This is a genomic window from Caballeronia sp. 11_S32 (assembly GCF_056930355.1).
In genome coordinates, this window is record NZ_JBXOWH010000004.1 from 1334305 (window position 1) to 1357965 (window position 23661).

General features: G+C 62.0%; 21 protein-coding genes and 2 pseudogenes. 10 read left to right on the plus strand and 13 right to left on the minus strand.

The features are described 5' to 3' along the window. Positions 1-7: 7 nt before the first annotated feature. Positions 8-1366 carry an acyclic terpene utilization AtuA family protein gene (locus tag AC1Z32_RS32305; protein WP_483482890.1) on the plus strand — a complete coding sequence of 453 codons (1359 nt, stop codon included), beginning with the start codon at positions 8-10 and terminating at the stop codon, positions 1364-1366. Then, the gene (locus AC1Z32_RS32310) at positions 1353-1670 is read left to right on the plus strand and encodes an AtuA-related protein (protein WP_483482891.1); all 318 of its coding nucleotides are present in this window, start codon (positions 1353-1355) and stop codon (positions 1668-1670) included. The genes AC1Z32_RS32305 and AC1Z32_RS32310 overlap by 14 nt, the downstream gene beginning before the upstream one ends. 67 nt (positions 1671-1737) lie before the next feature. On the opposite strand, the gene AC1Z32_RS32315 is transcribed toward AC1Z32_RS32310, so the two are convergent. From AC1Z32_RS32315 to AC1Z32_RS32345, 7 genes are all read right to left on the minus strand, one after another. After that, positions 1738-2862: a branched-chain amino acid ABC transporter substrate-binding protein gene (locus AC1Z32_RS32315; protein WP_483482892.1), complete on the minus strand. Its 1125-nt coding sequence runs from the start codon at positions 2860-2862 to the stop codon at positions 1738-1740. A gap of 67 nt (positions 2863-2929) precedes the next feature. Next, entirely contained in the window at positions 2930-3280 is a 351-nt protein-coding gene (locus tag AC1Z32_RS32320; protein WP_483482893.1) for a cupin domain-containing protein, read from the minus strand. A gap of 14 nt (positions 3281-3294) precedes the next feature. Then, positions 3295-4677, minus strand: a complete 1383-nt coding sequence (locus tag AC1Z32_RS32325; protein WP_483482894.1) for an NAD(P)/FAD-dependent oxidoreductase — start codon at positions 4675-4677, stop codon at positions 3295-3297. Positions 4678-4785: 108 nt separating this feature from the next. Further along, positions 4786-6186, minus strand: a complete 1401-nt coding sequence (locus AC1Z32_RS32330; protein WP_483482895.1) for an amino acid permease — start codon at positions 6184-6186, stop codon at positions 4786-4788. Positions 6187-6301: 115 nt separating this feature from the next. Further along, positions 6302-7771 carry a PucR family transcriptional regulator gene (locus AC1Z32_RS32335; RefSeq protein ID WP_483482896.1) on the minus strand — a complete coding sequence of 490 codons (1470 nt, stop codon included), beginning with the start codon at positions 7769-7771 and terminating at the stop codon, positions 6302-6304. A gap of 689 nt (positions 7772-8460) precedes the next feature. Then, the gene (locus tag AC1Z32_RS32340) at positions 8461-8739 is read right to left on the minus strand and encodes a hypothetical protein (RefSeq protein WP_483482897.1); all 279 of its coding nucleotides are present in this window, start codon (positions 8737-8739) and stop codon (positions 8461-8463) included. Positions 8740-9087: 348 nt separating this feature from the next. Further along, complete coding sequence (locus AC1Z32_RS32345; protein WP_483482898.1) at positions 9088-9303, minus strand: DUF1059 domain-containing protein; 216 nt, start codon at positions 9301-9303, stop codon at positions 9088-9090. Between the two features lie 414 nt (positions 9304-9717). On the opposite strand from AC1Z32_RS32345, the gene AC1Z32_RS32350 reads away from it, so the two are divergent. Together AC1Z32_RS32350 and AC1Z32_RS32355 are read left to right on the plus strand one after the other, a co-directional pair. After that, on the plus strand, positions 9718-10449 hold the full coding sequence (locus AC1Z32_RS32350) for a protein-L-isoaspartate(D-aspartate) O-methyltransferase (RefSeq protein ID WP_483483366.1): 732 nt from the start codon (positions 9718-9720) through the stop codon (positions 10447-10449). A gap of 33 nt (positions 10450-10482) precedes the next feature. Further along, on the plus strand, positions 10483-13041 hold the full coding sequence (locus AC1Z32_RS32355; protein WP_483482899.1) for a spermine/spermidine synthase domain-containing protein: 2559 nt from the start codon (positions 10483-10485) through the stop codon (positions 13039-13041). A 111-nt stretch (positions 13042-13152) separates the two neighbouring features. On the opposite strand, the pseudogene AC1Z32_RS32360 reads toward AC1Z32_RS32355, so the two are convergent. From AC1Z32_RS32360 to AC1Z32_RS32380, 5 genes and pseudogenes are all read right to left on the minus strand, one after another. Further along, positions 13153-13503: pseudogene (locus AC1Z32_RS32360) on the minus strand (LysR family transcriptional regulator); the annotation flags it as partial. A gap of 248 nt (positions 13504-13751) precedes the next feature. Continuing rightward, positions 13752-14555: an enoyl-CoA hydratase-related protein gene (locus AC1Z32_RS32365; RefSeq protein ID WP_483482900.1), complete on the minus strand. Its 804-nt coding sequence runs from the start codon at positions 14553-14555 to the stop codon at positions 13752-13754. 21 nt (positions 14556-14576) lie between these two features. Then, positions 14577-14684 (minus strand): annotated as a pseudogene (locus tag AC1Z32_RS32370) (SDR family oxidoreductase); the annotation flags it as partial. A 72-nt stretch (positions 14685-14756) separates the two neighbouring features. Further along, a complete protein-coding gene (locus tag AC1Z32_RS32375) occupies positions 14757-16157 on the minus strand; it encodes a GntP family permease (RefSeq protein WP_483482901.1) in 1401 nt (466 codons plus the stop codon). A gap of 80 nt (positions 16158-16237) precedes the next feature. Then, positions 16238-17116, minus strand: coding sequence for an NAD(P)-dependent oxidoreductase (locus AC1Z32_RS32380; RefSeq protein WP_483482902.1), 879 nt, complete (start codon positions 17114-17116; stop codon positions 16238-16240). Between the two features lie 363 nt (positions 17117-17479). Between AC1Z32_RS32380 and AC1Z32_RS32385 the strand changes: the two genes are divergently transcribed. From AC1Z32_RS32385 to AC1Z32_RS32400, 4 genes are all read left to right on the plus strand, one after another. Then, positions 17480-18184, plus strand: coding sequence for a CoA transferase subunit A (locus tag AC1Z32_RS32385; RefSeq protein ID WP_483482903.1), 705 nt, complete (start codon positions 17480-17482; stop codon positions 18182-18184). Between the two features lie 10 nt (positions 18185-18194). Continuing rightward, positions 18195-18830, plus strand: a complete 636-nt coding sequence (locus tag AC1Z32_RS32390; protein WP_483482904.1) for a CoA transferase subunit B — start codon at positions 18195-18197, stop codon at positions 18828-18830. Positions 18831-18974: 144 nt separating this feature from the next. Beyond that, positions 18975-19874, plus strand: coding sequence for a LysR family transcriptional regulator (locus AC1Z32_RS32395; RefSeq protein WP_483482905.1), 900 nt, complete (start codon positions 18975-18977; stop codon positions 19872-19874). Positions 19875-20026: 152 nt separating this feature from the next. Next, the gene (locus AC1Z32_RS32400; protein ID WP_483482906.1) at positions 20027-20413 is read left to right on the plus strand and encodes a nuclear transport factor 2 family protein; all 387 of its coding nucleotides are present in this window, start codon (positions 20027-20029) and stop codon (positions 20411-20413) included. Positions 20414-20497: 84 nt separating this feature from the next. On the opposite strand, the gene AC1Z32_RS32405 is transcribed toward AC1Z32_RS32400, so the two are convergent. Then, positions 20498-21364 carry an IclR family transcriptional regulator gene (locus AC1Z32_RS32405; protein WP_483482907.1) on the minus strand — a complete coding sequence of 289 codons (867 nt, stop codon included), beginning with the start codon at positions 21362-21364 and terminating at the stop codon, positions 20498-20500. 297 nt (positions 21365-21661) lie between these two features. Here AC1Z32_RS32405 and AC1Z32_RS32410 point away from each other — a divergent pair, with 297 nt between their 5' ends. Together AC1Z32_RS32410 and AC1Z32_RS32415 are read left to right on the plus strand one after the other, a co-directional pair. Continuing rightward, positions 21662-22750, plus strand: a complete 1089-nt coding sequence (locus tag AC1Z32_RS32410; protein ID WP_483482908.1) for an ABC transporter ATP-binding protein — start codon at positions 21662-21664, stop codon at positions 22748-22750. After that, a complete protein-coding gene (locus tag AC1Z32_RS32415) occupies positions 22743-23660 on the plus strand; it encodes an ABC transporter permease (RefSeq protein ID WP_483482909.1) in 918 nt (305 codons plus the stop codon). Before AC1Z32_RS32410 ends, AC1Z32_RS32415 begins: the two co-directional genes overlap by 8 nt. Position 23661 lies beyond the last annotated feature (1 nt).

A 23661-nucleotide genomic window follows, 5' to 3' on the forward strand; every position in this document is an offset into this window, starting at 1 on the left:
CGACGTCATGAAAGACACCATCAGAATCGGCGCGGGCGCGGGCTATTCCGGCGATCGCATCGAACCTGCCGTCGAACTCGCGGAGCACGGCGCGCTCGACTACCTCGTGTTCGAATGCCTTGCAGAACGCACGATCGCCATTGCGCAACAGGCGCGCCGCAACGACCCCGATCTCGGCTACGACCCGCTGCTCGAAGCGCGCATGCGCGCGGTGCTGCCCGTCGCGGTGAAAAACGGCGTGCGCCTCATCTCGAACATGGGCGCGGCCAATCCCCGTGCGGCGGCGCGCAAGACCGCGCGGATCGCGCGCGAGCTCGGCCTCGATGGACTGAGGATCGCCGCAGTCACCGGCGACGACGTGCTCGATGCCGTCCTGCGCTCGCATCTGCGTTTCGAGGAATCCGGCGACGATGTAGCCGCGTATGCGGATCGCATCGTATCTGCGAATGCGTATCTCGGCGCGGCGCCTATCGTCGGCGCGCTCGCCGCGGGCGCGGATATCGTGCTGACGGGGCGCGTCGCGGATCCGTCGTTGTTCACGGCGCCGCTTATCCACGAATTCGGCTGGAAGATGGATGACTGGAATACGCTCGGACAGGCGACCGTCGTCGGGCATCTGCTCGAATGCGCGGGACAGGTGACGGGCGGCTACTTCGCCGATCCCGGCTACAAGGACGTCGGCAATCTCGCGCGGCTCGGTTTTCCGATCGGCGAGGTGGGCGCGGACGGTTCCATCGTCGTGACGAAGGTGCCGCATGCGGGCGGCGCCGTCACCGAGGCGACGTGCAAGGAACAACTGCTCTACGAGATCCACGATCCGGCGCGTTACTACCAGCCGGATGTGGTCGCGGACTTCACGCAGGTACGCGTGATGCAGGAAGCGCAAGACCGCGTGCGCGTGTCGGGCGGACGCGGCCATGCGCGCACGGATACGCTCAAAGTCTCGGTCGCCTATGTCGACGGCTATATCGGCGAAGGGCAGATTTCCTATGGCGGACCCGGCGCCGTGGCACGCGCGCGGCTCGCGCTCGATATCGTGCGTGAGCGCCTTGCGATCACCGGCGTCGATACGAGCGAGCTTCGCTTCGACCTGATCGGCGTGAATGCGCTCTATGGCGATGCGCTGGCGTCCCGCGGCGGCGAGCCTTTAGAGGTCCGCGTGCGCGTGGCGGGGCGCACATCGAACGCGAATGAAGCGGCGCGCATCGGCAACGAAGTCGAAACGCTCTACACCAACGGCCCGGCGGCCGGCGGCGGCGTGACCAAAACGACGCGCGAAGTCATCGCCGTGCAATCGGTGCTGCTCGCGCGCGAACATGTGAATCCCGTTTTCGAATTCGTGGAGACCAACGATGAAACTGCGTGAACTGGCGCACGGCCGTACCGGCGACAAGGGCAACACGCTGAACGTCTCGGTAATCTGCTTCGACGCGAAGCATTACGCGCATTTGCGCGACGCGTTGACGCCCGAGCGCGTCAGGGCACATCTCGCCGATGTGGTGAAAGGCGATGTCGTGCGCTATGAGCTGCCGCTTCTGGGTGCGTTCAATTTCGTGCTGGGACACGCGCTCGGCGGCGGCGTCACGCGGTCGCTGGCGCTCGACGCACATGGCAAGTCGATGAGCGCGGCGCTCCTCGATATCGAGATCGAGGAGCCTGTCGCGGATTGAGTCCGTGTCAGCCGTATGCCCGCAAGCCCGGAACGCTCGAAATCACGCCTTTTCGTGAAGTCGCAGCCTACCTGACATAAGGAACGGGCAAGCCGTTTCGAATGACATACACAGTGGTTGGCGCGCCTTTTAGATTCCCCTCGGCATCAAAGGAGTACGTGCCGGCTATCCCCTTGTATTGTTCCTTTGCAAGTTGTGCGATCAGCTTGCCTTTGTCAGTCGTCGTCGCCGCTTTCGCCATGGCGTCGGCCAGCATTTTGACTCCATCGTAATAGTTGACTGCATAGACTTGCATGTCAGCATGATAAATGTCCTTGTACTTCTTGATGAATTGTCTACCTTCCTCAGTCTGGTCCAGAGCGGTCCCGCCTTGGGAACAGTAGACAATCGAGGCCGCCTCGCCTGCCACTCTTCCCATGTCCGCTGTACAGATGGCGTCGCCTCCAAGTAGCTTCGCTCTCAGACCGCGCTGCCGCATCTGTTTGACCATCGGCGCGGCTTGAGAGGCGTAGCCGCCGAAGAAAATGACATCAGGGTTCTTGGCTTTGAGAGCCGTAAGGACGCCAAGGAAATCGGTTGCTTGACCGTTGGTGAATTGCTTATCGATAACTTCCAGGCCGTTTGCCTTGGCCGATTCCTCAAACTGTTCCGCGATTCCCTGCCCATAGGCGGAACGGTCGTCGATGATTGCAACCGTTTTGGCCTTCAACTCCTTCGCCGCGAAGTCCCCCATCGTCCCACCAAGCTGAGCGTCACTCGCCCCGATCCGGAAAATGTTTTTAAAGCCTTGCTTTGTAATCGCGGGGTTCGAGGCGACAGGCAGCAGCGGAACCCCTGCATTGTTATAGACGCGAGAAGCAGGAATAGCCACGCCTGAGTTGTATGGCCCCAAGACAGCGACGACGTTGCGATCAACGAGGATCTGGGCAATCTGAACGCCGGTTTTTGGATCGGCCTGGTCATCTTGCGATTCCAATTTAAAAGTTACCTTCTTACCTGCTACCAGCACCCCTTGTTTATTTAGTTCGTCGACAGCCATTTGCGCGCCATTTTCATTGTCCTTGCCGTTGGCCGCCTGAGGCCCCGTGAGCGGGGCCGAGTGTCCGATCGCGACAACTTCCTGCGCCATTGCCGGCAGCGTCAGAGCGACCGCTGTGCAGGCTGTCGCGCCAAGAGTAATGAATTTGCGCATGCTTTGTCTCCAAACTATAGGTCGGTGTTATGGATACCCTGCCGTCTGAACGACGGCGTGCATCGGTTCAATAAATTGCGTAGATCTTGCGAACGGGCTCAAGGACATCCCAGCGCCCCGTCCATCCGGGCGGCAAGATGACGAGATCCCCACCGACGATCTCGGTCACTTCACCCGTCGAGTCGTCGGTGAGCCTGGCACGGCCGGAGATGATGTACGTGAATTCGGTATCGGGGCGGTTTATCACTGGCCAGCCTCCTGGCTGACATTCCCAGATGCCCAGATTGCCAACCGCTTCGGGCGCCACAGACTTGACAGCAATCTGGGGATCGCCGCTATCGGCCCCGGCTCGCTGGCCGGCCGCGGCGAGTCGAGCCGAAGCAATATCGGCGGCTTTGACGATGGTGAACTTCGACATGTACTTCTCCTTTTTCAATGGGCGCCCGTCAGCTTTTCCAGAACCCGTGCTGTACGCGATGGCTGGTTTGTTAAACGTTCTTCGAAGTCACTGAAACCCGCCGCTGTGAGACCGCCATTGACCCCAATCCAGCGAAAAGGCTCCGGCTCCCAGGCCGGCGAGCGATGATTAACCACGGGCAACTGGTTGATCTCGTCTTCGCGATCGAGAATCAGATTGCGCAGGATGCGGCCTGCCAGGTTGCTCGTTGCGACTCCATCGCCGACGTAGTTTCCCGCCCAGGCAATGCGCGCGTCCTTGTCCATACTCACGGTCGGGCACCAGTCCCGCGACACCCCCAGCGCGCCGCCCCAGCGATGCGTGATGCGGGCATCGGCCAGATCGGGGAAGAACTCGAGCATTGCGGCGTGGATGTTGGCGTGGACCTTGTCGACCAGGTCATCCTCGGGTGACATTCTTGAGCCGAAGCGGTAAGGAGCGCCGCGGCCGCCAAACACCAGCCGGCCTTCCGCCGTCACTTGTCCGTACACCCTCAGGTGGCGCATGTCATTGAAAGCCAGGCGATGATCGAGCCTCAGCCGCTGACGAAGCTCCTGCGGCAGCGGCTCCGTGGCGAGTACCAGCGAGTAGAGCGGAATGACGGAGCGGCTGTTCTCCGGCAGCTGGCAGGAAAATGCCTCGGTTGCGCGCACCACCGTCCTTGCCTTGACGCCGCCATGCGCCGTGCTCACCTGTCCGGGCGCGATTTTGAGAGCGGCCGTCTTCTCGAAGATTCGCGCGCCCATTGCTTCTACAACGGTTGCCAGGCCACGCACGAGCTTGCCGGGATGGATCAGCGCGCAGTGCTCGGTGTAAAGGCCGCCCAGCACACGCTCGGCGCCGATCCGCGTCGAAGCTTCCTGTGCATCGAGCGCGCGCCATTGATCCGGCAATCCAAAGCGAACCGACGCATCGACTGAGGCTCGAATTCGATCGAACTGAGGCTGACTGCGTGCAAGGGAGAGAAAACCTTGCTTGGCATAGTCGGCATCGATGCCTTCAAGATCGAGCACGCGTCCAATTTCGTTCACTGTCTCGTTCATCGCTGCCTGCAAATGCAATGCCGCGGCGTGCGAATACATGTGCGCCACGCGTTCGAGCGCGATCGGAAATATTGCCGACGCCCACCCTCCGTTGCGGCCCGAAGCGCCGAAGCCGACAGCTTCGCGCTCCAGCAGGATGACGTTCAGCGACGGCTGAGCCTTCAGTAGATAGTACGCAGTCCAAAGCCCTGTATAACCCGCGCCGACGATGACGACATCGGCCTGCTCTTCCCGGTCCAGCGTTTCCCGCGCGCGCGAGTGTTCATGCCACAGCGGGCGGTTCGGAAGGTGCGTCAGTTCTTGTGCGGATGGCATCCGTCTCTCCTACCAATCCAGGTTCGTGTTCATGCACTTCGGATTCGTTTATCGCTGTGACGATTACCGTGCGAGTCCCAGGCGTATGCGGAACTCGCCGATTCCACGTCATGTGCGATTTGCCGCCGATGGTGTCGCGGTCCGCGCCTGCTTCCGCTTGCTCTTGACGCAGAACACCGGGTAGGAGGCGAGAATGACGATCAGAGCGATGACGCTTTGAAGAAGGCTGATCTGGCTCTTCGGATCGAGCGCCATGCTTACCAGTACGGCGATGATGGTGACGGTGACGAGCAGCGGCAGCCACGGATGGCCCCACATCCGGAGCTTCAGCATGCCCCGGCGTTCCCATTCGCCCCTCAGCTTGATCTGTGACAGGCAGATCATCAGATAGACGAACAGAAACACCGCACCCGACGAGTTGATCAGAAACAGGAAGACAGTGTCGGGCCAGAGCGCTGCGATCACCACGCAGCCGTATCCGACCAGCGTCGAAGCGATGACGCCCCGGGCAGGTACGCCACGGCCGTTGACACGTCCCACCCACTTCGGCGCCTCGTTGTTGGAACTGAGGACCAGAAGCAAACGCGACGATGTATAAAGTCCCGCGTTGAGCACGGACAGCACGGCGACGAGGATGACGGCTGTCAATACGGTTGCGGCGCCCGGGATGCCGATCTTCTCAAGCGTCGCCACGAATGGGGATTTGCCTGGCACGATGTCCGTCCACGGCTGAGCCACGACGATGAACAACGCGGAAAGAACGAAGAAGACCAGGATGCGGGCCATCACCGTGTTGACTGCGCGGCGCACGTTGCGTTCGGGATGCTCGGATTCCGCAGCGGCAATGGTGGCTACTTCCACCCCTGTCATTGAGAAGATCACGACCACGACGCTCGTGAATAGCGTCCCCACGCCTTTGGGAAAGAAGCCGCCGTGTGCGGTCAGGTTGGAGAACGTTGCTGTCGATCCTGGCCAGAGATGGAAGACGTAGGCGCCCGCTATGATCAGGAAAGCGGCAATGGCTACGATCTTGACACCCGCGAACCAGTATTCCGCTTCTCCGAATGATTTGACGGACAAGAGATTGAGCGCCGTCATCATGACCATCAGGCCTAGCGAGATGATCCAGACGGGAATGGCGGGAAACCATGCATGGATGGTTTGCCCGCCTACGACGGCCTCGAACCCGACCACGATCACCCAGAAATACCAGTAAAGCCAACCCATCGCATAGCCGGCGAGATCGCCGTAAGCAAGGCGTGCGTAATCGACAAATGAACCCATCATGGGTTGAGCCGCAGCCATTTCGCCCAACATGCGCATGATCAGCGCGACGATCAAACCCGTAATGGCATAGGTGATGAAAGCGCCGGGGCCCGTCGACGCAATGACTGCGCTAGAGCCTACGAACAAGCCAGCGCCGATCACGCCTCCGAGAGCCAGCATGCTGATATGCCGGGTTTTAAGAGCGTGTTTCAGCCGCGGATCGAGCTCCGTCTGGATAGGCATCGGTTATCTCCTGGAATCGAATTTGTCTTTTGTGGCCTCCATTAAAAGCAATGCGCGCGAGCTAGGCTATGCGCAAAATTTCGACTCGAAGGATGGCTTTTATACAAATGTATGACTATCCATCTGATGATTTCGATAGATCGTCAGACAATAGATTGGCAGCCTTTCCCGCCTGAACCGCCAGCCACAGCCGGGTGATGCCGTCGGTTGTAGTCGGTTTGATGCCACATAGCTGCTCGATATGTTTCAAGCGGTAGACAAGTGTTTGACGATGAATGCCCAGGTCAAAGGCGGCGGATTTCCAGTTGCCATCGTTCTCGAGAAACGTCATGAGGGTCGTGAGCAGCACGGTGCCATGAACGCGGTCGTACTCGATCACGGGAGCGAGATAGCGGCCAACCAAGGCGCTCGCCTCGGCGAGCGACCTCGGCATCGTGATATAGCCGGTTTCTATTTCTCCGTAGCGCACTACTTCCATTCCGACTTCACGTGCCTGTGCCAGCGCCAGGCGAGCCTGTCGCACGCTTTCGCGAAAGCCGGCTGCCTCCGTGACGGGCCCGCTTATGCCGACCACGGTGCCCTTGCCCGGGTCGAAGCGCAGGCAATCGATCGTAGCGGCGTGATCCTGAGCCAGCGCGAGCAGCACGTCGTCTTCCAGCAGCAGCGGTGTGCGGGCGTGCAAAGCTGGCGCATGGTGGATGTCCGCTACGCTCCACGGCCCTTGCTTTCCTGGAGCGACCGCGAGCACGACGAGCGTGCCCGTTAGCCCGCGTCGCTCCAGGATTGGACGAAAGGAAAACTCGGCCTCTCCCCGCAACAGGCTGCGCAAAAGCGCCGCGCCTTCTTTCCGAAGGTTGTCGCGGTCGATCATCATGCGTTCCAGCTCGATCTCGAGCAGGCCTAGAAGAGAGCGCACTAGCAGCGGATCTTGCAAAGCTTCCGCGTCCCGGCGGCGAATGACCAGATTCGCCCTCGCCCGCCCGCCAATAGCGACACGTTCTACGAGAACCGGGTGAGTCTCGTCAGAACCCGGCAAGGAGCGCGAGGAAACGATGACCGAGCCGCTGCCAGCATCTTCGATTGCCAGACCGAGGCGCAACCGGTCGGAAAGAATGGTCAGTCGTCCGGCCATGTCCGGCTCTTCGCGCAGTGCGGTCGCATAAGTCTCGAACAGTTGTTCGCTGGCTCTGAAGCGGTCGCGCTGGGCTTGCAGCACACTTTCGATCACATGCCTCGACAACTGGACGAACTCAAGCTCGAAGCTCGCGGCGAGCACGGGGAACATGAGACGGTCTGCCGCTTCCAGCATCTCGCGTGACAGTTCCGGCGCATCGGCCTGGCGTGCGACGACCAATGCACTTGCATTGCTATGGGCCAGTTTCTCAAGCCACGTAGCCTGGTCCGACGCGTTGCGCGGCAGGCCCACACCCGTCGTCATGACAAGATTACCGGCGGAAATCCATCGCCAGGGATCGGGAAGGTCAACGGCATGGGCCCAGTTGATTGTCCGCATCAGTCCGGACGAGCCCCCAAGGACCGTCAGTTTCAGAGATTCGGTATCGAGCAACTCCTGCACGGTAATCATCGGTTGCACTTGGTCGGTAGATAGCGTGAATGAATGTGAACGCCTTCGAGGATCCCGTCGATCATCGTCGGCATCCGCTGTGGCACGCGGTCAACTTTGAAGCGTACCAAGCAACGCTGTTCAACCAGGTGCTGCCGTGAAATTACGGGCTTGTCAAGAATGGTTGTCAGGGACGGGCCGCGCGAGTCCTAGCTTGACGTGAGTGTGGACTATCCTGGGAGCAGGATAAAGCCTGTCTGGATCGGTCAACGAGGCGCACCCGCACGCGCGAGTTTCTTGACGAGATGACGGCAGGCGCGGTGCCGGGCTGTGCGCCCTTGCGATGAGGACACGGCGCCGGCGGTTCTGGAGAAGAAACGATCCGCTGCAAGCACGGAGTGTCGGCTCGCGGCCTAGGCGGGCCTGCTCTCCGGTTGGGGAGAGTCTGGCCCGCCGCTACGGCGGGGTGATCAGTTCCGGAATGCAAAAGGGTTTCGATGACGGCAGGACACGCGACTCGCACGCCACCTAACGACCGCTTTTGAATGTGTAAGAGCCGCTCAAACGGCTTCACCTGGCGAAAGCGAATGTCCCTTTCATGGCCGTATCGGGTCAACGCACGCTCCAGCGGGGAACGCCAAAAGCCGCTTGCCCGCTCAGCGAGCGGTTGCCATAGGGCGCGCGAGAACGCGCGTCGGTATCATCGGGGATCAGACAACAAATTCGCTTCTGGCCTCAGCGATCCAAGCTATAACGGCAGGCGGCAATGCAAACGTGTCCATGCCTTCTCCCGGTTTTTCCTTTCCGTCACGGCGTGGAATGATCTTCAGAAAGCCATAACCCGTCTCGTGGACCGAGCTACAGTGGATCAGGACGAGTTCCCCTTCTCCGGGCTCGGTATCGAGGCGCATGACTGACGGCAGACTATCAATCTGCATAAGGAAATGGCGAATTGAGGGATCGCGTCGAATGGCTACATACAAGTTCATCTGTCTTGTCCAAGTATTTTTCAAACTGCCCAAGTCACCTTTATTGTCATCGGCACGGAGGCCACCCTCGGCAAAAGCGGCGGAACGATTCCCTCTCGCGTCATTAGTCGACGACGCAGCGCTGAGCGGATCTGCGAGCCGCACGGACTGGAGCGATACCGCGTCGAGCTCGCTGAGCCGGCCAGCAGATTTCGCGAATCGATGTCAGCAAGAACGGAGGACAGCAGTGCGCCGCTTGCTGTCATTCGCGAAGCGGTGCAGTCGAATCTAGGCGCCTGGGAACGGCGCACGAGTCTCGACGACCGCCGTTTTGCGATGATCGTTACCAGTCGAAATCGCCCGTCAATGTCAGGATGACGCCTGTGGGTTTTCCAATGGCGGAGTTCCTTCCTTGAAGGCCTGCCTAAGCTGTGCGCGGAACTCGGGCGTGTCCTCGTGATGGTGCACCGCGACAGCGTGCTGCACCGCGGCTTCAATCAGTTCGTCGTCGGTGTCCGCCGCGATCGCAATCGAGCAATTCATCTCGCTCGGAAAGGCGCGGCAATCGATGTACTTGCGGGTCATGGCGGCGTCCTCAGAGTCAACACGTTAAACACGTTAGTCATACTCTAACTATAGATGGTGAGTTAGGGGCGCGACGGATCGGTTATGGATTTTTTGCGTAACCGGTTCACTGCGCCTCAAGATTGCTCGCAGATGCCTCGCGTACAACGCAGCCAACGTTACTGGATGCGGGGGGAACAGGCGCGTGCGATCGCAGAAGCACCGTCGCGAGCCTTCATGAATCTTGCATTCATCACAAGCGCGCCAGCCACGGCCGTTCCCAGAGGCAATGCGGCCTTTGGCGTTGACACGATGACGCGCTCGAAGTCTGCGCTAAACATGCGACGAACGGCCAGACGCGCCCTGCCCGACCTCGCGTACGCGGGCGTAGAATTTCAGCAGACAGCCAACTGGGGCCGCACGGTGAAACGAGTCATGCTGCGCTGGCTGCGTATCCTGATTCCAGCAATTGCACTGGCGTGGATGTCTTCTGGCATTCACGCCGCCGATGACTTCGCGTCCCTTCGCGCGACGATGATCAGGAACATCTCGGAGCTTGCGACCGAAACCTCCCTCGCAACCGGCAGAGCCGCAATCGATCCGCGCGTGCTCGCCGCGATGAACCAAGTGCCTCGCCACCAGTTCGTGCCACCCGACGAGGAGCGCAACGCCTATGAGAACCGGCCTCTTCCCATCGGCTATGGCCAGACCATTTCGCAGCCCTATATCGTCGCGTTGATGACCGACCTGATGATGATCAAGCCCACTGACGTCGTGCTGGAAGTCGGCACCGGCTCAGGGTATCAGGCGGCGATTCTCTCGACCCTCGCGCAAGCGGTCTATACGATCGAAATCATCGAACCTCTGGGCCAAGCGGCTCAGGAGCGCTTGCAGCGGCTTGCTTACAAGCGCGTGGAAACCAAGGTAGGAGACGGCTATTACGGATGGGAAGCCCACGCGCCCTACGATGCCATCATCGTCACCGCCGCCTCGAGCCACGTCCCCCCTCCTCTCGTGCGGCAGTTGAAGCCCGGCGGCAGGATTGTCATTCCCGTAGGCGCGCAGTTTCTGACGCAATATCTGCTGCTGATCACGAAGGCGAACGACGGGACCGTCTCCACCCGACAGATTCTGCCCGTCCGCTTCGTGCCTCTCGTCGGGCACTGAATCGAGCGGCCCAAAGATATCCCGCGAACCCGCATGGCAGCATGGCTGAGCGCGCGCCGTCCGCATCCCCTTCAGGTTCATGCCATCATGCCGGCCGCGCCGTTGCTCTCCGTCTCGCTGCTTTCAGCCGCTGCCCTCGGTTACGAGCTGCTGTTGATGCGGCTCTTTTCGATCATTCAATGGCATCACTTCGCGTACATGATGATCAGCGCGGCGCTGCTGGGCTACGGAGCAGCCGGCGCCATGGTCTCGCTTGCGCAGCGCTGGCTCGTGGCACGGTTCACAGCCGTGTTTGTCGCCGGTGCAATCCTGTTCGGCGTCTTTGCGGTCACCTCGTTCGCTTTCGCGCAGCGCATCGCGTTCAACCCGCTGGAGATTCTCTGGAATCCGCGCGAACCTTTGCGCCTGCTGTTGATCTACGTGCTCCTTTTCGTTCCTTTCTTCTGCGCCGCGACCAGCGTCTGTCTCACCTTCACACGGTTCAATGACCAGATCCCGCGTATCTACAGTTTCGACATTGGCGGAGCGGGCCTGGGCAGCGTCGCGATCATCGGCGCGCTATTCGTGCTGCGTCCGCTGGATGCGCTTCGGGTAGTGGGCGCCGCAGGCATCACGGCAGCGGCGCTGGCATGCGTCGAATGCCGCTGGCACCGGAAGTGGTTGCCGATCCTGTTGCTCGGCGCCGCCGCCATGCTGGCCACCGGCCTGCCGCGAGACTGGATCGTATTGCGGCCATCGGAGTACAAGGAACTGAGCCAGGCTCTGCGTATCAAGGACGCGCACGTGGTCGCCGAAAGCTCAAGCCCGCTGGGTGTCGTCACGGTGGTGGAAAGCCCCTCGATTCCCTTCCGACATGCGCCCGGGCTGAGCCTCAACGCGACGATGGAACCGCCGCCGCAACTCGGCGTATTCACCGACGGCGACGGACTGTCCGCGCTCAATCGCTATGACGGGCGGCGCGAGCCGCTCGGTTACCTCGACTCAATGACCTCCGCGCTTCCCTATCACTTGCTGCGGCGACCCAAAGTCCTCGTGCTCGGCAGTGGGGCAGGCGGCGACGTATTGCAGGCGCTGTATCACGAAGCGAGCGCAATCGACGCGGTCGAACTGAATCCACAGATCGTCGAAGCGGTTCAGCACCGCTTTGCCGACTTTTCCGGCAAGCCGTACAGCGCACCCAACGTTCGACTGTTCGCCGGCGAAGCGCGTGGTTTCGTCGCCGCGCGCGGCGAGCGCTACGACCTCATCCAGGTCGCGCTGCTGGACTCCTTCAGTGCCACCTCGGCCGGGCTTTACGCCCTTTCCGAGAGCTACCTCTACACTGTGCAGGCGTTTCAGGACTATCTGCGCCATCTCAACGCAGGCGGCATACTGGCGATCACTCGCTGGGTCACGCTGCCCCCGCGCGACGTCCTCAAACTGTTTGCGACGGCCGTACTGGCGATGGAGAACGCCGGTGTGAGACAACCATCTCGACGGCTCATGCTGATCCGCGGATGGAAGACCGCGACGCTGCTGGTCAAGAACGGCGAATTCGATGACAAGGACATCGCCGCGCTGCGCAGCTTCTGCCATGCCCGTTCGTTCGACGTCGGATACTACCCGGGGATGCAGGCCGCCGAAGCGAATCGCTACAACGTACTTGAAAGGCCCTACTTCTTCGAAGCCGCGCACGCGCTGCTGAGTCCCGGGCGGGAAACGTTCTGGGCGCGCTACAAGTTCGATATCCGCCCCGCCACGGACGACAAACCGTACTTCTTTCACTTCTTCAAATGGCGATCGCTGCCCGAGTTTCTCGCGTTGAAAGGGCGAGGCGGCATGACCTTGCTGGAATGGGGCTACCCGGTACTGATCGCCACCCTTCTGCAGGCGACATTGATGGCCTTCGTGTTGATCCTCTTGCCTCTGTGGGTGATGAAGCGCCGGACGGGCACGGCTCACGGTTCATCGCGTTTGGACGCCACTTCCCGCGGTGATGCCACTGCTTCGGTGGCGGCGATATCGGAAAGCAGAGTCGCGATCTATTTCGTCGCGATCGGCTTCGCTTTCATGTTCATCGAGATCGCGTTCATCCAGAAGTTCGTTCTGCTCCTGAGCCACCCGCTCTACGCTGTGGCGGTCGTGCTGTGTGCGTTCCTCTCGTTCGCGGGACTCGGAAGCCGGTACGCGCAGCGCCTGCAGGGTCGCGAGGCACGGGTCGCCCGTTCCGCGACACGGCCGCGCACGATCAGAAACCATTGGTCGACTGCGGCGACCGCCATCGTGGCCCTCTCTGCCATCTCGCTCTGCTACCTGTTCGTGCTGCCCCCTCTGTTCTCGCTCCTGATACCTCTATCCGACCCGGTCAGAATAGCGATTGCCGTGCTGCTCATCGCGCCGCTCGGCTTTACGATGGGCATGCCCTTTCCGCTCGGGCTCAGCCGCGTTGCCGGCTGTGCCGAAACGCTCGTGCCCTGGGCGTGGGGCGTCAACGCGTGCACGTCCGTGGTGGCTGCAGTCCTGGCGACGATAGTGGCGATTCATCTAGGCTTTACTGCGGTGGTCGTGATAGCGGTCGTGCTCTATCTCGCCGCGGCGGCTGCCTATCCCTGATCCGCCCAGTCCAACTTGACCGGGCGCCCCTTTGAGCGGGATTGCGCTCAAAGGGCGACCAGCCCGGCAAGCGTCCGCTCGAGCGACGCGACGTTCTTGCCAGGCCGAGTGTCATAGCCGCTCGATCAAGCGTCGATTCGCCTGCTCGCAGTATTCGTGACAGCCGCCCGTGTCGCGTTCGCCGCGCCGAGCACGAAAAGCGGCGCATCCGCGCGTCGGTTGCCGCCACGCCGAGGCCATCGCGCACGAGTTGCACGATCGCTGAACTCGACGGCCAACCGGTGATGCGCGTATCTGCGAGCGGCACGCCGTTGGCGAGCGCAAGCTTGTCGACGATGTCCTCTCCAGCGCGCGATGCGGTGCCGTCCCGCGCCCGAACGTCAGGATCGGATGACGCAATACGCGTTTCCCGAGTCCGCTGCACGAAAGCGGTAGCAGGCCCCCCGCGCGATGGATTCTTCGTCGCTGACTTCAACGCGAATGCGTGAGTCGAAACACACCACAACGAAAGTGAGCAAACGGGCAATTACCCGTTCCCCCCAGAGGCAGGAGTCTGGTCGCCTTCGCAAATCGAACGTCCGCGGCAAGGGGCGAGCCGACGTCTGAGTGACCAGGCGAGATCCCCGTCGAACGTCGCTTACTGGCCGACTGCGCGCGTCCAGCCTCTTAGCTCGACGCCGATTCGGACCGACATGCGATGAAAATATCGATCAGTTCTCGTCCGGCCTCCGCACCGGCACATCGCGAAACCTCGGCTTGCGCTTCTCGAGAAACGCCCGCACGCCTTCCTTTGATTCTTCAGTTTCGTAGTACATTGCGAGCGCCTGCATGCCCTGCCCCGCGATGCCGCGGATCGATTCGCTGTCCGCGTTGAACGAGCGTTTCGCAATGGCGAGCGCCGTCGGGCTCATGGCGAGGATTTCCTGACACCATCTGTCGACCTCGGCGTCCAGTTTCTCGTGCGGTACGACCGCGTTCACGAGCCCCATGCTCAGCGCTTCGTTCGCGGTGTATCGACGACAGAGAAACCAGATCTCCCTCGCGCGCTTCTCGCCGACTATGCGGGCAAGCAGCGCAGTCCCGAATCCCGGATCCACGGAACCGACCCTGGGACCGACCTGACCGAGTTGCGCCGTGTCGGAAGCAATCGCCAGATCGCAACAGGTGACGAGCACGTTACCGCCGCCGATGGCATAGCCGTTCACACGCGCGACGACGGGCTTCGGGCAATCGCGGATCGCACCCTGCAATTCCTCGACCGGCAGGCCGATCATGCCGCGTCCGTCATAGCCGCCATCGTGCGCCGACTGGTCGCCGCCGGTGCAGAACGCCTTGTCGCCCGCGCCGGTCAGCACGACCACGCCGACCGCCTTGTCCCACGACGCCGCGTTGATCGCGTGGATGAGCTCATCGCAGGTCCGGCCGCGAAACGCGTTGTACTTTTCCGGCCGGTCGATGGTGATGCGCGCGACGCCGCCGCCCACGTTGTAGAGGATATCGGTGTATTCGTTCATCGTAATGTCCGTGGTGTGAAATCAGGAAATGGTCAGCCCGCCATCGACGGGAAGAATGTGGCCCGCGGTCGAGCGCGATTCATCGGAAGCGAGAAACAGCGCCGTCGATGCGACGTCTTCCGGTGATAGCGCCGCGGCGCGGACGATGCCCGCTGCCCCCGAGCCATGTGGAGTCTCCTTGATTGCGTTGATTGGATGAGGTCAGACAAGGCGCGTCGTGTAGTACACGGCGATCACGAAGAACACGGCCAGCGTCTTGATCAGCGTGACGGCGAAGATGTCGCGATACGACTGCCGGTGCGTGAGTCCCGTCACGGCCAGCAACGTGATCACCGCGCCGTTGTGCGGCAGCGTGTCCATGCCGCCGCTCGCCATCGCGACCACGCGATGCAGCACGTCCATCGGGATATGCGCGGCCTGTGCGTTCCTGATCAGCTGCTCGGATATCGCAGCAAGCGCGATGCTCATCCCTCCCGATGCCGAGCCCGTGATGCCCGCCAGCGTGCTGACCGACACCGCCGCGTTCACGAGCGGATTCGGGATGACCTTGAGGGCATCGCTGACCACGACGAAACCGGGCAGCGCCGCGATCACGCCGCCGAAACCGTATTCCGATGCGGTATTCATCGCGGCCAGCAACGCGCCTGCCGCCGCGGTCTTCGAACCGTCTGCGAAGCCGGCTGCCACGCGGCGGGACGCCGTGACGATCACGAGCGTGATACCGAGCAGCAGCGCTGCTTCGACCGCCCAGATCGCCGTGACCGTCCTGATCGGCGTCGTGATCGGCGCGTGCACGCCCGGCAGGATCTCCGGCGGCACGGTGTAGGACACGCCGTACCAGAGCGGAATCCACTTCGTGAAGACGAAGTTCGCCACGCCGACGAGCACGAGCGGAAGGATCGCCAGCATCGGATTCGGCAGCGCAGCGGTGTCGACCCGTTCTGGCTCGTTGATGAGCACGCTGCCGTAGCCCTCGCCCCCGGCCATCGCGCTGCGGCGGCGCCATTCAAGGTAGGCAAGCCCGATCACGACCATGAACACGGAGCCGATCACACCGAGCCACGGCGCGGCCCATCCGGTCGTCTTGAAGAACGTCGTGGGGATGATGTTCTGGATCTGCGGCGTGCCCGGCAGCGAGTCCATCGTGAACGAGAAGGAACCGAGCGCAATGGCGCCGGGCATGAGCCGCTTCGGGATGTTGCTCTGCCTATAAAGCTCCGCCGCGAACGGATACACCGCGAACACGACGACGAACACCGACACGCCGCCATAGGTGAGCAACGCGCACACCGCGACGATCACGACGTTGGCGCGCGAACGTCCGATATGGCGAATCGCAGCCGCCACGATGGACGCCGCGAAGCCCGACATCCCGATCACCTTGCCGAACAGCGCGCCGAGCAGGAACACCGGGAAATAGAGCTTCACGAAGCCGACCATCTTCTCCATGAAGATGCCGGAGAACACCGGCGCGACGGCGGCGGGCTCGGTGAACAGCACGGCGGCCAGCGCGGCAACGGGTGCGAAGAGAATCACGCTGTAGCCGCGATACGCGGCGAACATCAGAAACACCAGGGCCGCCACGACTATGAAGAGGGCCATCAACTCGTCTCCAATCCTAAGTAATTATTATCGACTCATCACCCGCGGCACCTCCGCCTGACCGGGTCACCGCATGTGCATCAGCGAACGCCTCCGTGACGCATCCATTGATCCATCGCCGCGCCGCCGTGGGCGTCGACATAACGTGAGACTTCACCGAGAAGACCGAGATCGAGCTTGCCCGACGCCGCCATATCCCTGGCGAGATGCAGATCCTTGCTCACGACCTTCACCAGTGCGCCGAACGCCTCCTCCGATCGCGCCCACGCGCCGTATTGACGGCGTCCTTCGGCGGCATCGACGGTGAGAAAATTCCGTCCCGTGCTGACGTTGATGATCGGCGCGATCTGCTCGAACTTCACGCCGTGGCGCTCGGCGAGATCGATCGCTTCGGCGGTCAGAAACATCGTCGCGATGCACAGCATGTTGTTGACCACCTTGACCACTTCGGCCGACCCCAGCTCGCCGCAACGAAACAGGTTCTGCCCCATCGCGCGCATCACCGGCATGACGGCGTCGACATCGGCGCAAGCGCCGCCGAGCATGATCGTCAGCGTGCCGTCTTCCGCCTTGACGATGCCGCCGCTGATCGGCGCATCGATCAGATGCGCGCCCGCCGCCTCCAGCCGCGGCGCGATGCCTTGCAACGTGTCCGGCAAGGTCGTGCTCATCACGCAGACGATCGGCGCGTGGCCTTCGGCGATACCATGCACGAGACCGTCCGCGCCGATCGTCACGTCCCTGATCTGCGCATCGTTGCCGACGAGGACGACGATGACATCGGCCACGCCGCAATCTCGTGCCGACATCGTGACGCGTGCGCCTTGCGCCTCGAATGACGCGAGCACCGCCGGATTGCGGTCGCAGACGATGAGTTCGAATCCCGCTTGCATGACGCGACGGGCCATCGGCGCGCCCATGCTCCCGACGCCGATGAATGCAACTGTTCTGATTTCCATGATCTCCATTCCTCGATTGCGCGAAATTTTTCTCGTGTCACCGGGAACAGAAATCTCGCTGATTAATTGCCATATCGAGAGCACGTGATTCGCCTCGGTTCAGGCAAATTATCCGCATCGGACGTGAATAGAGATATGCAATGCCCGCAAAGTGGCTGTGCATTTATGCACGGATACGTCTCGTGGTTAGCGGCTCACCGATGGCTTGACCATCGAGTCCGATTCGAATGGATTGTGCATTTCCGCACCTCAAGCTTGCGCGGATCGCCGTTGCCAGGCGCTCGTCCGCGACGCCAGAATTTCGCAAAGAATCCCGCTTGAAAATGCGACCCACGAGACGATTCAAAACACAGAGAGCTTGATATGGAGAAGGTATTCGAGACACCCGAGGACGCGCTCGCCGGCGTCGTCAGGAATGGGCAGATCATTGCCATCGGCGGATTCGGCCTGTGCGGCATCCCGGAGAAGCTCATCTTCGCGCTTCGCGACAGCGGCGTGAACGATCTGACCTGCATCAGCAACAATGCCGGCATCGACGATTTCGGCCTTGGCATTCTGCTGAAGACGCGGCAGATCAGAAAAATGGTCTCGTCCTATGTCGGCGAGAACAAGGAGTTCGAACGCCAGTATCTGTCCGGCGAACTCGAACTCGAATTCACGCCGCAAGGCACGCTCGCCGAACGCCTGCGCGCGGCCGGCGCCGGCATTCCTGCGTTCTTCACCCGCACGGGCGTGGGCACGGTTATCGCCGAAGGCAAGGAAGAGCGCCTCTTCGGCGACAGGCGCTACATCATGGAAACCGCGTTGAACGCCGATGTCTCGCTGGTGAAGGCATCGGTTGCGGACCGCGCGGGCAATCTCGTGTTCTCGCGCACGGCGCGCAACTTCAATCCCGATGTCGCGATGGCGGGCAACATCACCATCGCCGAGGTCGAGAAGATCGTCGAGATCGGTGAGATCGATCCCGATGACGTGCACCTGCCCGGCATCTTCGTCGACCGCATCGTTCTGAACCGTTATCCCGACAAGCGCATCGAGCGCAGAAGCTTTCGCACGCGCGGCAACTGAGAGGTAGATCATGGCCTGGAACCACGAGCAAATGGCGGCCCGCGCCGCCACCGAACTCCGCGACGGAGACTATGTGAACCTCGGCATCGGATTGCCGACGAAGGTCGTTCAGCATGTGCCCGACGGCATGCAGGTCTGGCTGCAATCCGAGAACGGCCTGATCGGCATCGGCGAGCCGCCCGACGAGGACGAGATCGACCCGGATCTCATCGACGCCGCGAAGCAGACCATCACGATGGTGCCGGGCGCATCGATATGCGCGTCGTCGATGTCCTTTGCGATGATCCGCGGCGGCCACATGGATCAGTCGATACTCGGTGCGATGCAGGTCAGCGAAGCTGGCGACCTCGCGAACTGGATGATCCCCGGCAAGATGGTCAAGGGCATGGGCGGCGCGATGGATCTCGTCGGCGGGGCGCGACGCGTCGTCGTGCTGATGGAGCACACGACACGTACCGGTGAAATGAAGATCCTGCGGCACTGCTCGTTGCCGTTGACGGGCGCCAGTGTCGTGAACAGGATCATCACGGATCTCGCGGTCATCGACGTAACTGAACAAGGACTCGTCGTGAGGGAACTCGCACCGGGCGTGTCGCGCGAGGCATTGCAGGCGCGCACGGAGCCTGCGCTTTCGTTCGCGCTTTGACACGACAGACTTCCCAGTCAGCGGGCGGGCTGCTCACGCTTGCCCGCGTTTCATCGATGCAGCCCTCCGGAGCATGCGATGATTGGACCGTGTCCCATCATCATCCGCTATCGTCGTGACATGACGAGACGGCGAACGGAGACCATGAAGAACGATCTGGAATGGACCGACTTTCGATACTTCCTCGAAGTCGCACGCACGGGGAAAATTTCCACCGCGGGCGAACGATTGAATGTCGAGCATTCGACGGTATCGCGCCGGATCAATCGTCTGGAAGAATCGCTCGGCACGGTGCTGTTCGACCGGCGGCGTAACGGCTACTCGCTCACCGATGCAGGAAAGGCGCTCGTGCCTCACGCCGAGCGCATGGAAAACGCCATGCTCGGTGCGATAGAAGAGCATATGAGCCGGTCTTCCGCGATTCACGGCACGGTGCGCGTCGGCACGCCCGAGGCGTTCGGCATACATGTGCTGGCATCGGGCATCGTGGAACTGAACAGGCAGCAGCCCGATCTTCACGTCGAGCTGATGGCGCAGCCGCAATTCCCGAGCCTCGTCACGCGCGAGGTCGAGATTCTCGTCACGCTGGAGCCGCCGCAGATGGGCCGCTATACGGTCACGCGTCTCGCCGATGTCGATTACTTTTTCTACAGCTCCCGGGCCTATCTCGACATGCACGCGCCCATTCGCGGCCTTGCGGATATCGCCGAGCACGACTTCGTCGACTATGTGCACGACGGCTCCGTGAGCGAGCGCTATCGCGTTCTCGACGAACTCGTATCGAAGCCGAAGAGACGATTCACGTCGACGAGCGTGCTCGCGCAACGCGAGGCCCTCGCGGCCGGCATGGGCATCGGACTTCTGACGCCGTATGTCGCGACGGCTCGCCCGGACCTGATCAATCTGTTTCCCGATCGCGCGCAGATCACGCGCACGTTATGGCTCGCCGCGCCGGAAGATCTCTTCAAGACGAGGCGGATTCGCTTCGTGTGGGATTTCATTCGCGCGATCATCGACAGCCATCCGCATCTGTTTCGCAGATAGCCGGCCATCGCGCTCCGATAGACCGCGCGCAGACCTCGCGCACCCTGCTGTTCCATGCGTTCATGACCTATGCTGAAGCAAGGGCCGCTGGCAGCAGCGGGACGTGCATGAAGAGGCTCAGCAGCACACGAACAGCGCGAAGGGAGGACAACATGGGAGCGGCTAAAGAAATCGTACAGCGTGCATACGAAGCCTTCGGACGCGGCGATGTGCCGGCGATTCTCGATCTCGTCGGCGACGAAGTCGACTGGGAGTTCGTCGCCTCCGCAGGCCTGCCTTACGCTGGACGGCGCACAACGCGCGACGAGGTCGCGGCCTTCTTCGCCGATATCCCGCGAGCCGATCAGATACACGAGTTCGAGCCGCGCGAGTTGATCGAGGCGGGCGATCATGTGACGGTCCTGGGCTGGGAGAAGTCGACGGCGCTCGATACGGGCAAGACTTTCGAGAGCGAATGGGCGCACATCTTCACGATTCGAGGCGGCAAGATCACCCGATGGCGTGGCTTCTTCAACACAGCGGCGCGTTACGGCAAATAAGGCCGGCAACGCGGCTCATCGCTGCGAATCGCATGCGCGCGGCGAAAATGCCTGAACCCAGGCGCGCTCGTACGGCTCTGCTGCTTATTCCGCCGGCCCTGACAGCGGCCTCGTCGCCATCGCGCGCGTCAGGCCATGAACCGGACGGCGCACGGCCACGTCGAACGGATTGATCTGCGGGCCGAGCGCCTGCGCCTGGCGCTTCAGCAGTTCGACCACCATCGGCAGGCGGTCTTCGCCCAGGCGCGTCGACAGCGTGCCGACGCTCAACGCGCCGACCGCATGCCCCGAGCGGTCGAGAATCGGCACCGCCACGCCAGCCATGCCGTCGATCAACCCGCTGTTGCGGCCCGCGTAACCCTGCACGCGCACGCGCTCGATCTCCGTGCGCAAATACACCTCGTCGAACACGCCATAGTTGTGCAGCCGCGGCACGTTGTAGCGGATGATCTCCTCGCGCTCCGCTTCCGGCTGGAACGCGAGAATGGCGAGGCTCCCTTGCCCCACGCCCAGCGCGACGCGCCCGCCGACGTCGCCCGTGAAGGAACGGATCGGATACGGACCTTCGCACATGTCGAGACACACCGCATCGAAGCTGCTTTTCACGAGGAGGAAGATGGTGTCGCCGAGACTCGCGCACAGCCGCAGCAGCGCGGGCCGGCATAGCGTGCGCATCCGGCTCGGATTGCCCGCCTGCGCCGCCAGTGAAAAGAAATCCACGCTCAGCCGGTAGCGCTTGGTGTTTTCGTCCTGCTCCACGACGCCTTCCGCCATCAACGCCTGAAGAATCCGATGCACGGTAGCCTGCGTGAGACCAACGGCCTTCGCGAGCGCGGTGACGCGGCTGCCTTCCGCCTGATCCTCGCCGAGCGCGCGGATCACGGCGAATGCGCGTTGCAGCATGCCGGTGCCGGGCGCGTCCGTTCCGTTTTCTTCGATCGATGCCTTCATCTTGGCCTCATTCATTCCACACAACGGAATGCATTCGATGCTGCGCATTCGTGCCGCTATTCGACCCGATACCGCCGCATCGCACAATACGCAGCGAACTCAGGGATTACCCAAATCGCGCTGAGCGAAACGATCCACCGAACTTATGGCTTTTATATTCCGTTAAACGGAATCACACATCAAGTCCTTATCGATGAATGGAATTTCGAATTGACTGGCCGGAATTTGGCTGGCTAAAGTCGATTTCATCGAATTCATCACATGCAGCCGGCGCCCGCTACGCCGAAGGGAAAGGCCATGTCGTTCCTCACACTGACGGATCTGTCGAAGTCGTTCGGCGATCTGCACGCCGTCGCCGATGTCAACCTCTCGGTCGAGAAGGGCGAATTCGTCTCGCTGCTCGGGCCTTCGGGCTGCGGCAAGACCACGACCTTGCAAATGATCGCGGGCTTCATCGAAGCCACGCGCGGCCGCATCACGCTCGACGGCCGCGACATCACGCACATGCGGCCGAACAAGCGCGGTCTCGGCATCGTGTTCCAGAGCTATGCGCTCTTTCCGCACATGAGCGTCGAGCAGAACGTGAGCTTCGGCCTGGAGATGCGCGGCATCGACAAGCGCGAGCGCCGCGACCGCGTGCGGGAAGCGCTGTCGCTCGTGCGGCTCGACCCGTTCGCGCACCGCTTTCCGCGCGAGCTCTCGGGCGGGCAGCGTCAGCGCGTGGCGATCGCCCGCGCCATCGTCATCGCGCCGCCCGTGCTGCTGCTCGACGAACCGATGTCCAATCTCGACGCCAAGTTGCGCGAGGACATGCAGTTCGAATTGCGCGGCATTCAACGCAAGATCGGCACGACGACGATCATGGTCACGCACGATCAGTCCGAAGCGCTGTCGATCAGCGATCGCGTCGTCGTGATGGAGGCGGGACGCATCACGCAGGTCGATACGCCTTATCGCGCGTACGAACGTCCCGAGACGAGCTTCGTGTCGCAATTCATCGGCAAGGCGAACATGCTGCGCGGCACGATCGTCGCGCGCGACGGCAACGCCATTCGCATCGATCTCGGTCACGATCTCTCGGAGACGGGCACGACCTCGCAGTTGCCGGAACGCGAGCGCGCGATCGGCGTCGGCGATGCGGTCACCGTGTGCATCCGCCCGGAAAAGCTCAGGCTCGGCGCGGCGGGCAGCGGACGTCTGCCGGGCCGCGTGACGAGCCGCTTCTTTCTCGGCAGCCAGTGGCTCTACCGGCTCGACAGCCGGGCCGGCGAAATGCTCGTGTGTTGCCAGAACCACGGCGACGAGCCGCTGGAAGAAGGCGCGCAAGTGGGCATCGACTGGAACGCGGAATCGATCCGCTTCATTCAGGAGGCCGCCCGTGGATAGCACGCTGCGTTCTTCGGAGTCCGCCGTGGCGGCCCAGTCGGGAAAAGGACGCCGCGCGCCGTGGCACGCCCATCTTCCCTTGTGGATGATGAGCGCGCCCGCGCTGCTGCTCTTCTCGGTGCTCGTGATCGTGCCGCTCGCGATGACGCTCGCGCTGACCTTCTATCGCTTCGATCCATCGATCGGACCCGTCGCCGCGTTCGATCTGCACAACTACGCCGAAGTGCTCGGCTCGCCCTACTTCCACACGATCTTTCTGCGCACCTTCGGCATCGCCGCACTCGTGACGCTGCTGTGCGTTGTGATCGGCACGCCCGAGGCGTACATCCTCTCGCGCATGGGCGATCCGTGGCGCTCGGTCTTTCTGCTGGTGATCCTCGCGCCGCTGCTCGTGTCGGTGGTCGTGCGCGCGTTCGGCTGGAGCATGCTGCTCAACATGAACGGGCTGGTGAACCAGTTGTTCGGCGTGTTCGGCATGGGTCCGTACAAGCTGCTTTACACGACATTCGCGATCGTCATCGCGCTCGTGCACGTGATGCTGCCGTTCATGGTGATTCCGGTCTGGACCGCGCTGCAGCGCATCGACCCGCAGACGGAAAACGCCGCGCTTTCCCTGATGGCCTCGCCCGCCGTCACGCTGTGGCGCATCGTTTTGCCGCAACTCGTGCCGGGCATTCTCTCGGGCAGCCTGATGGTGTTCGGGCTCTCCGCGAGCGCCTTCGCGATTCCCGGCCTGCTCGGCGGGCGGCGTCTCAAAGTGGCGGCCACGACCGTCTACGACCAGTTCCTCAGTTCGATGAACTGGCCGCTCGGCGCCACCATCGCCTTGCTACTGCTCATCGCCAATCTGGTCGTCATGCTCACCTACTACCGCGTGCTCGAGCGGCGCTACGCGCGCAGCATGGGCTAAA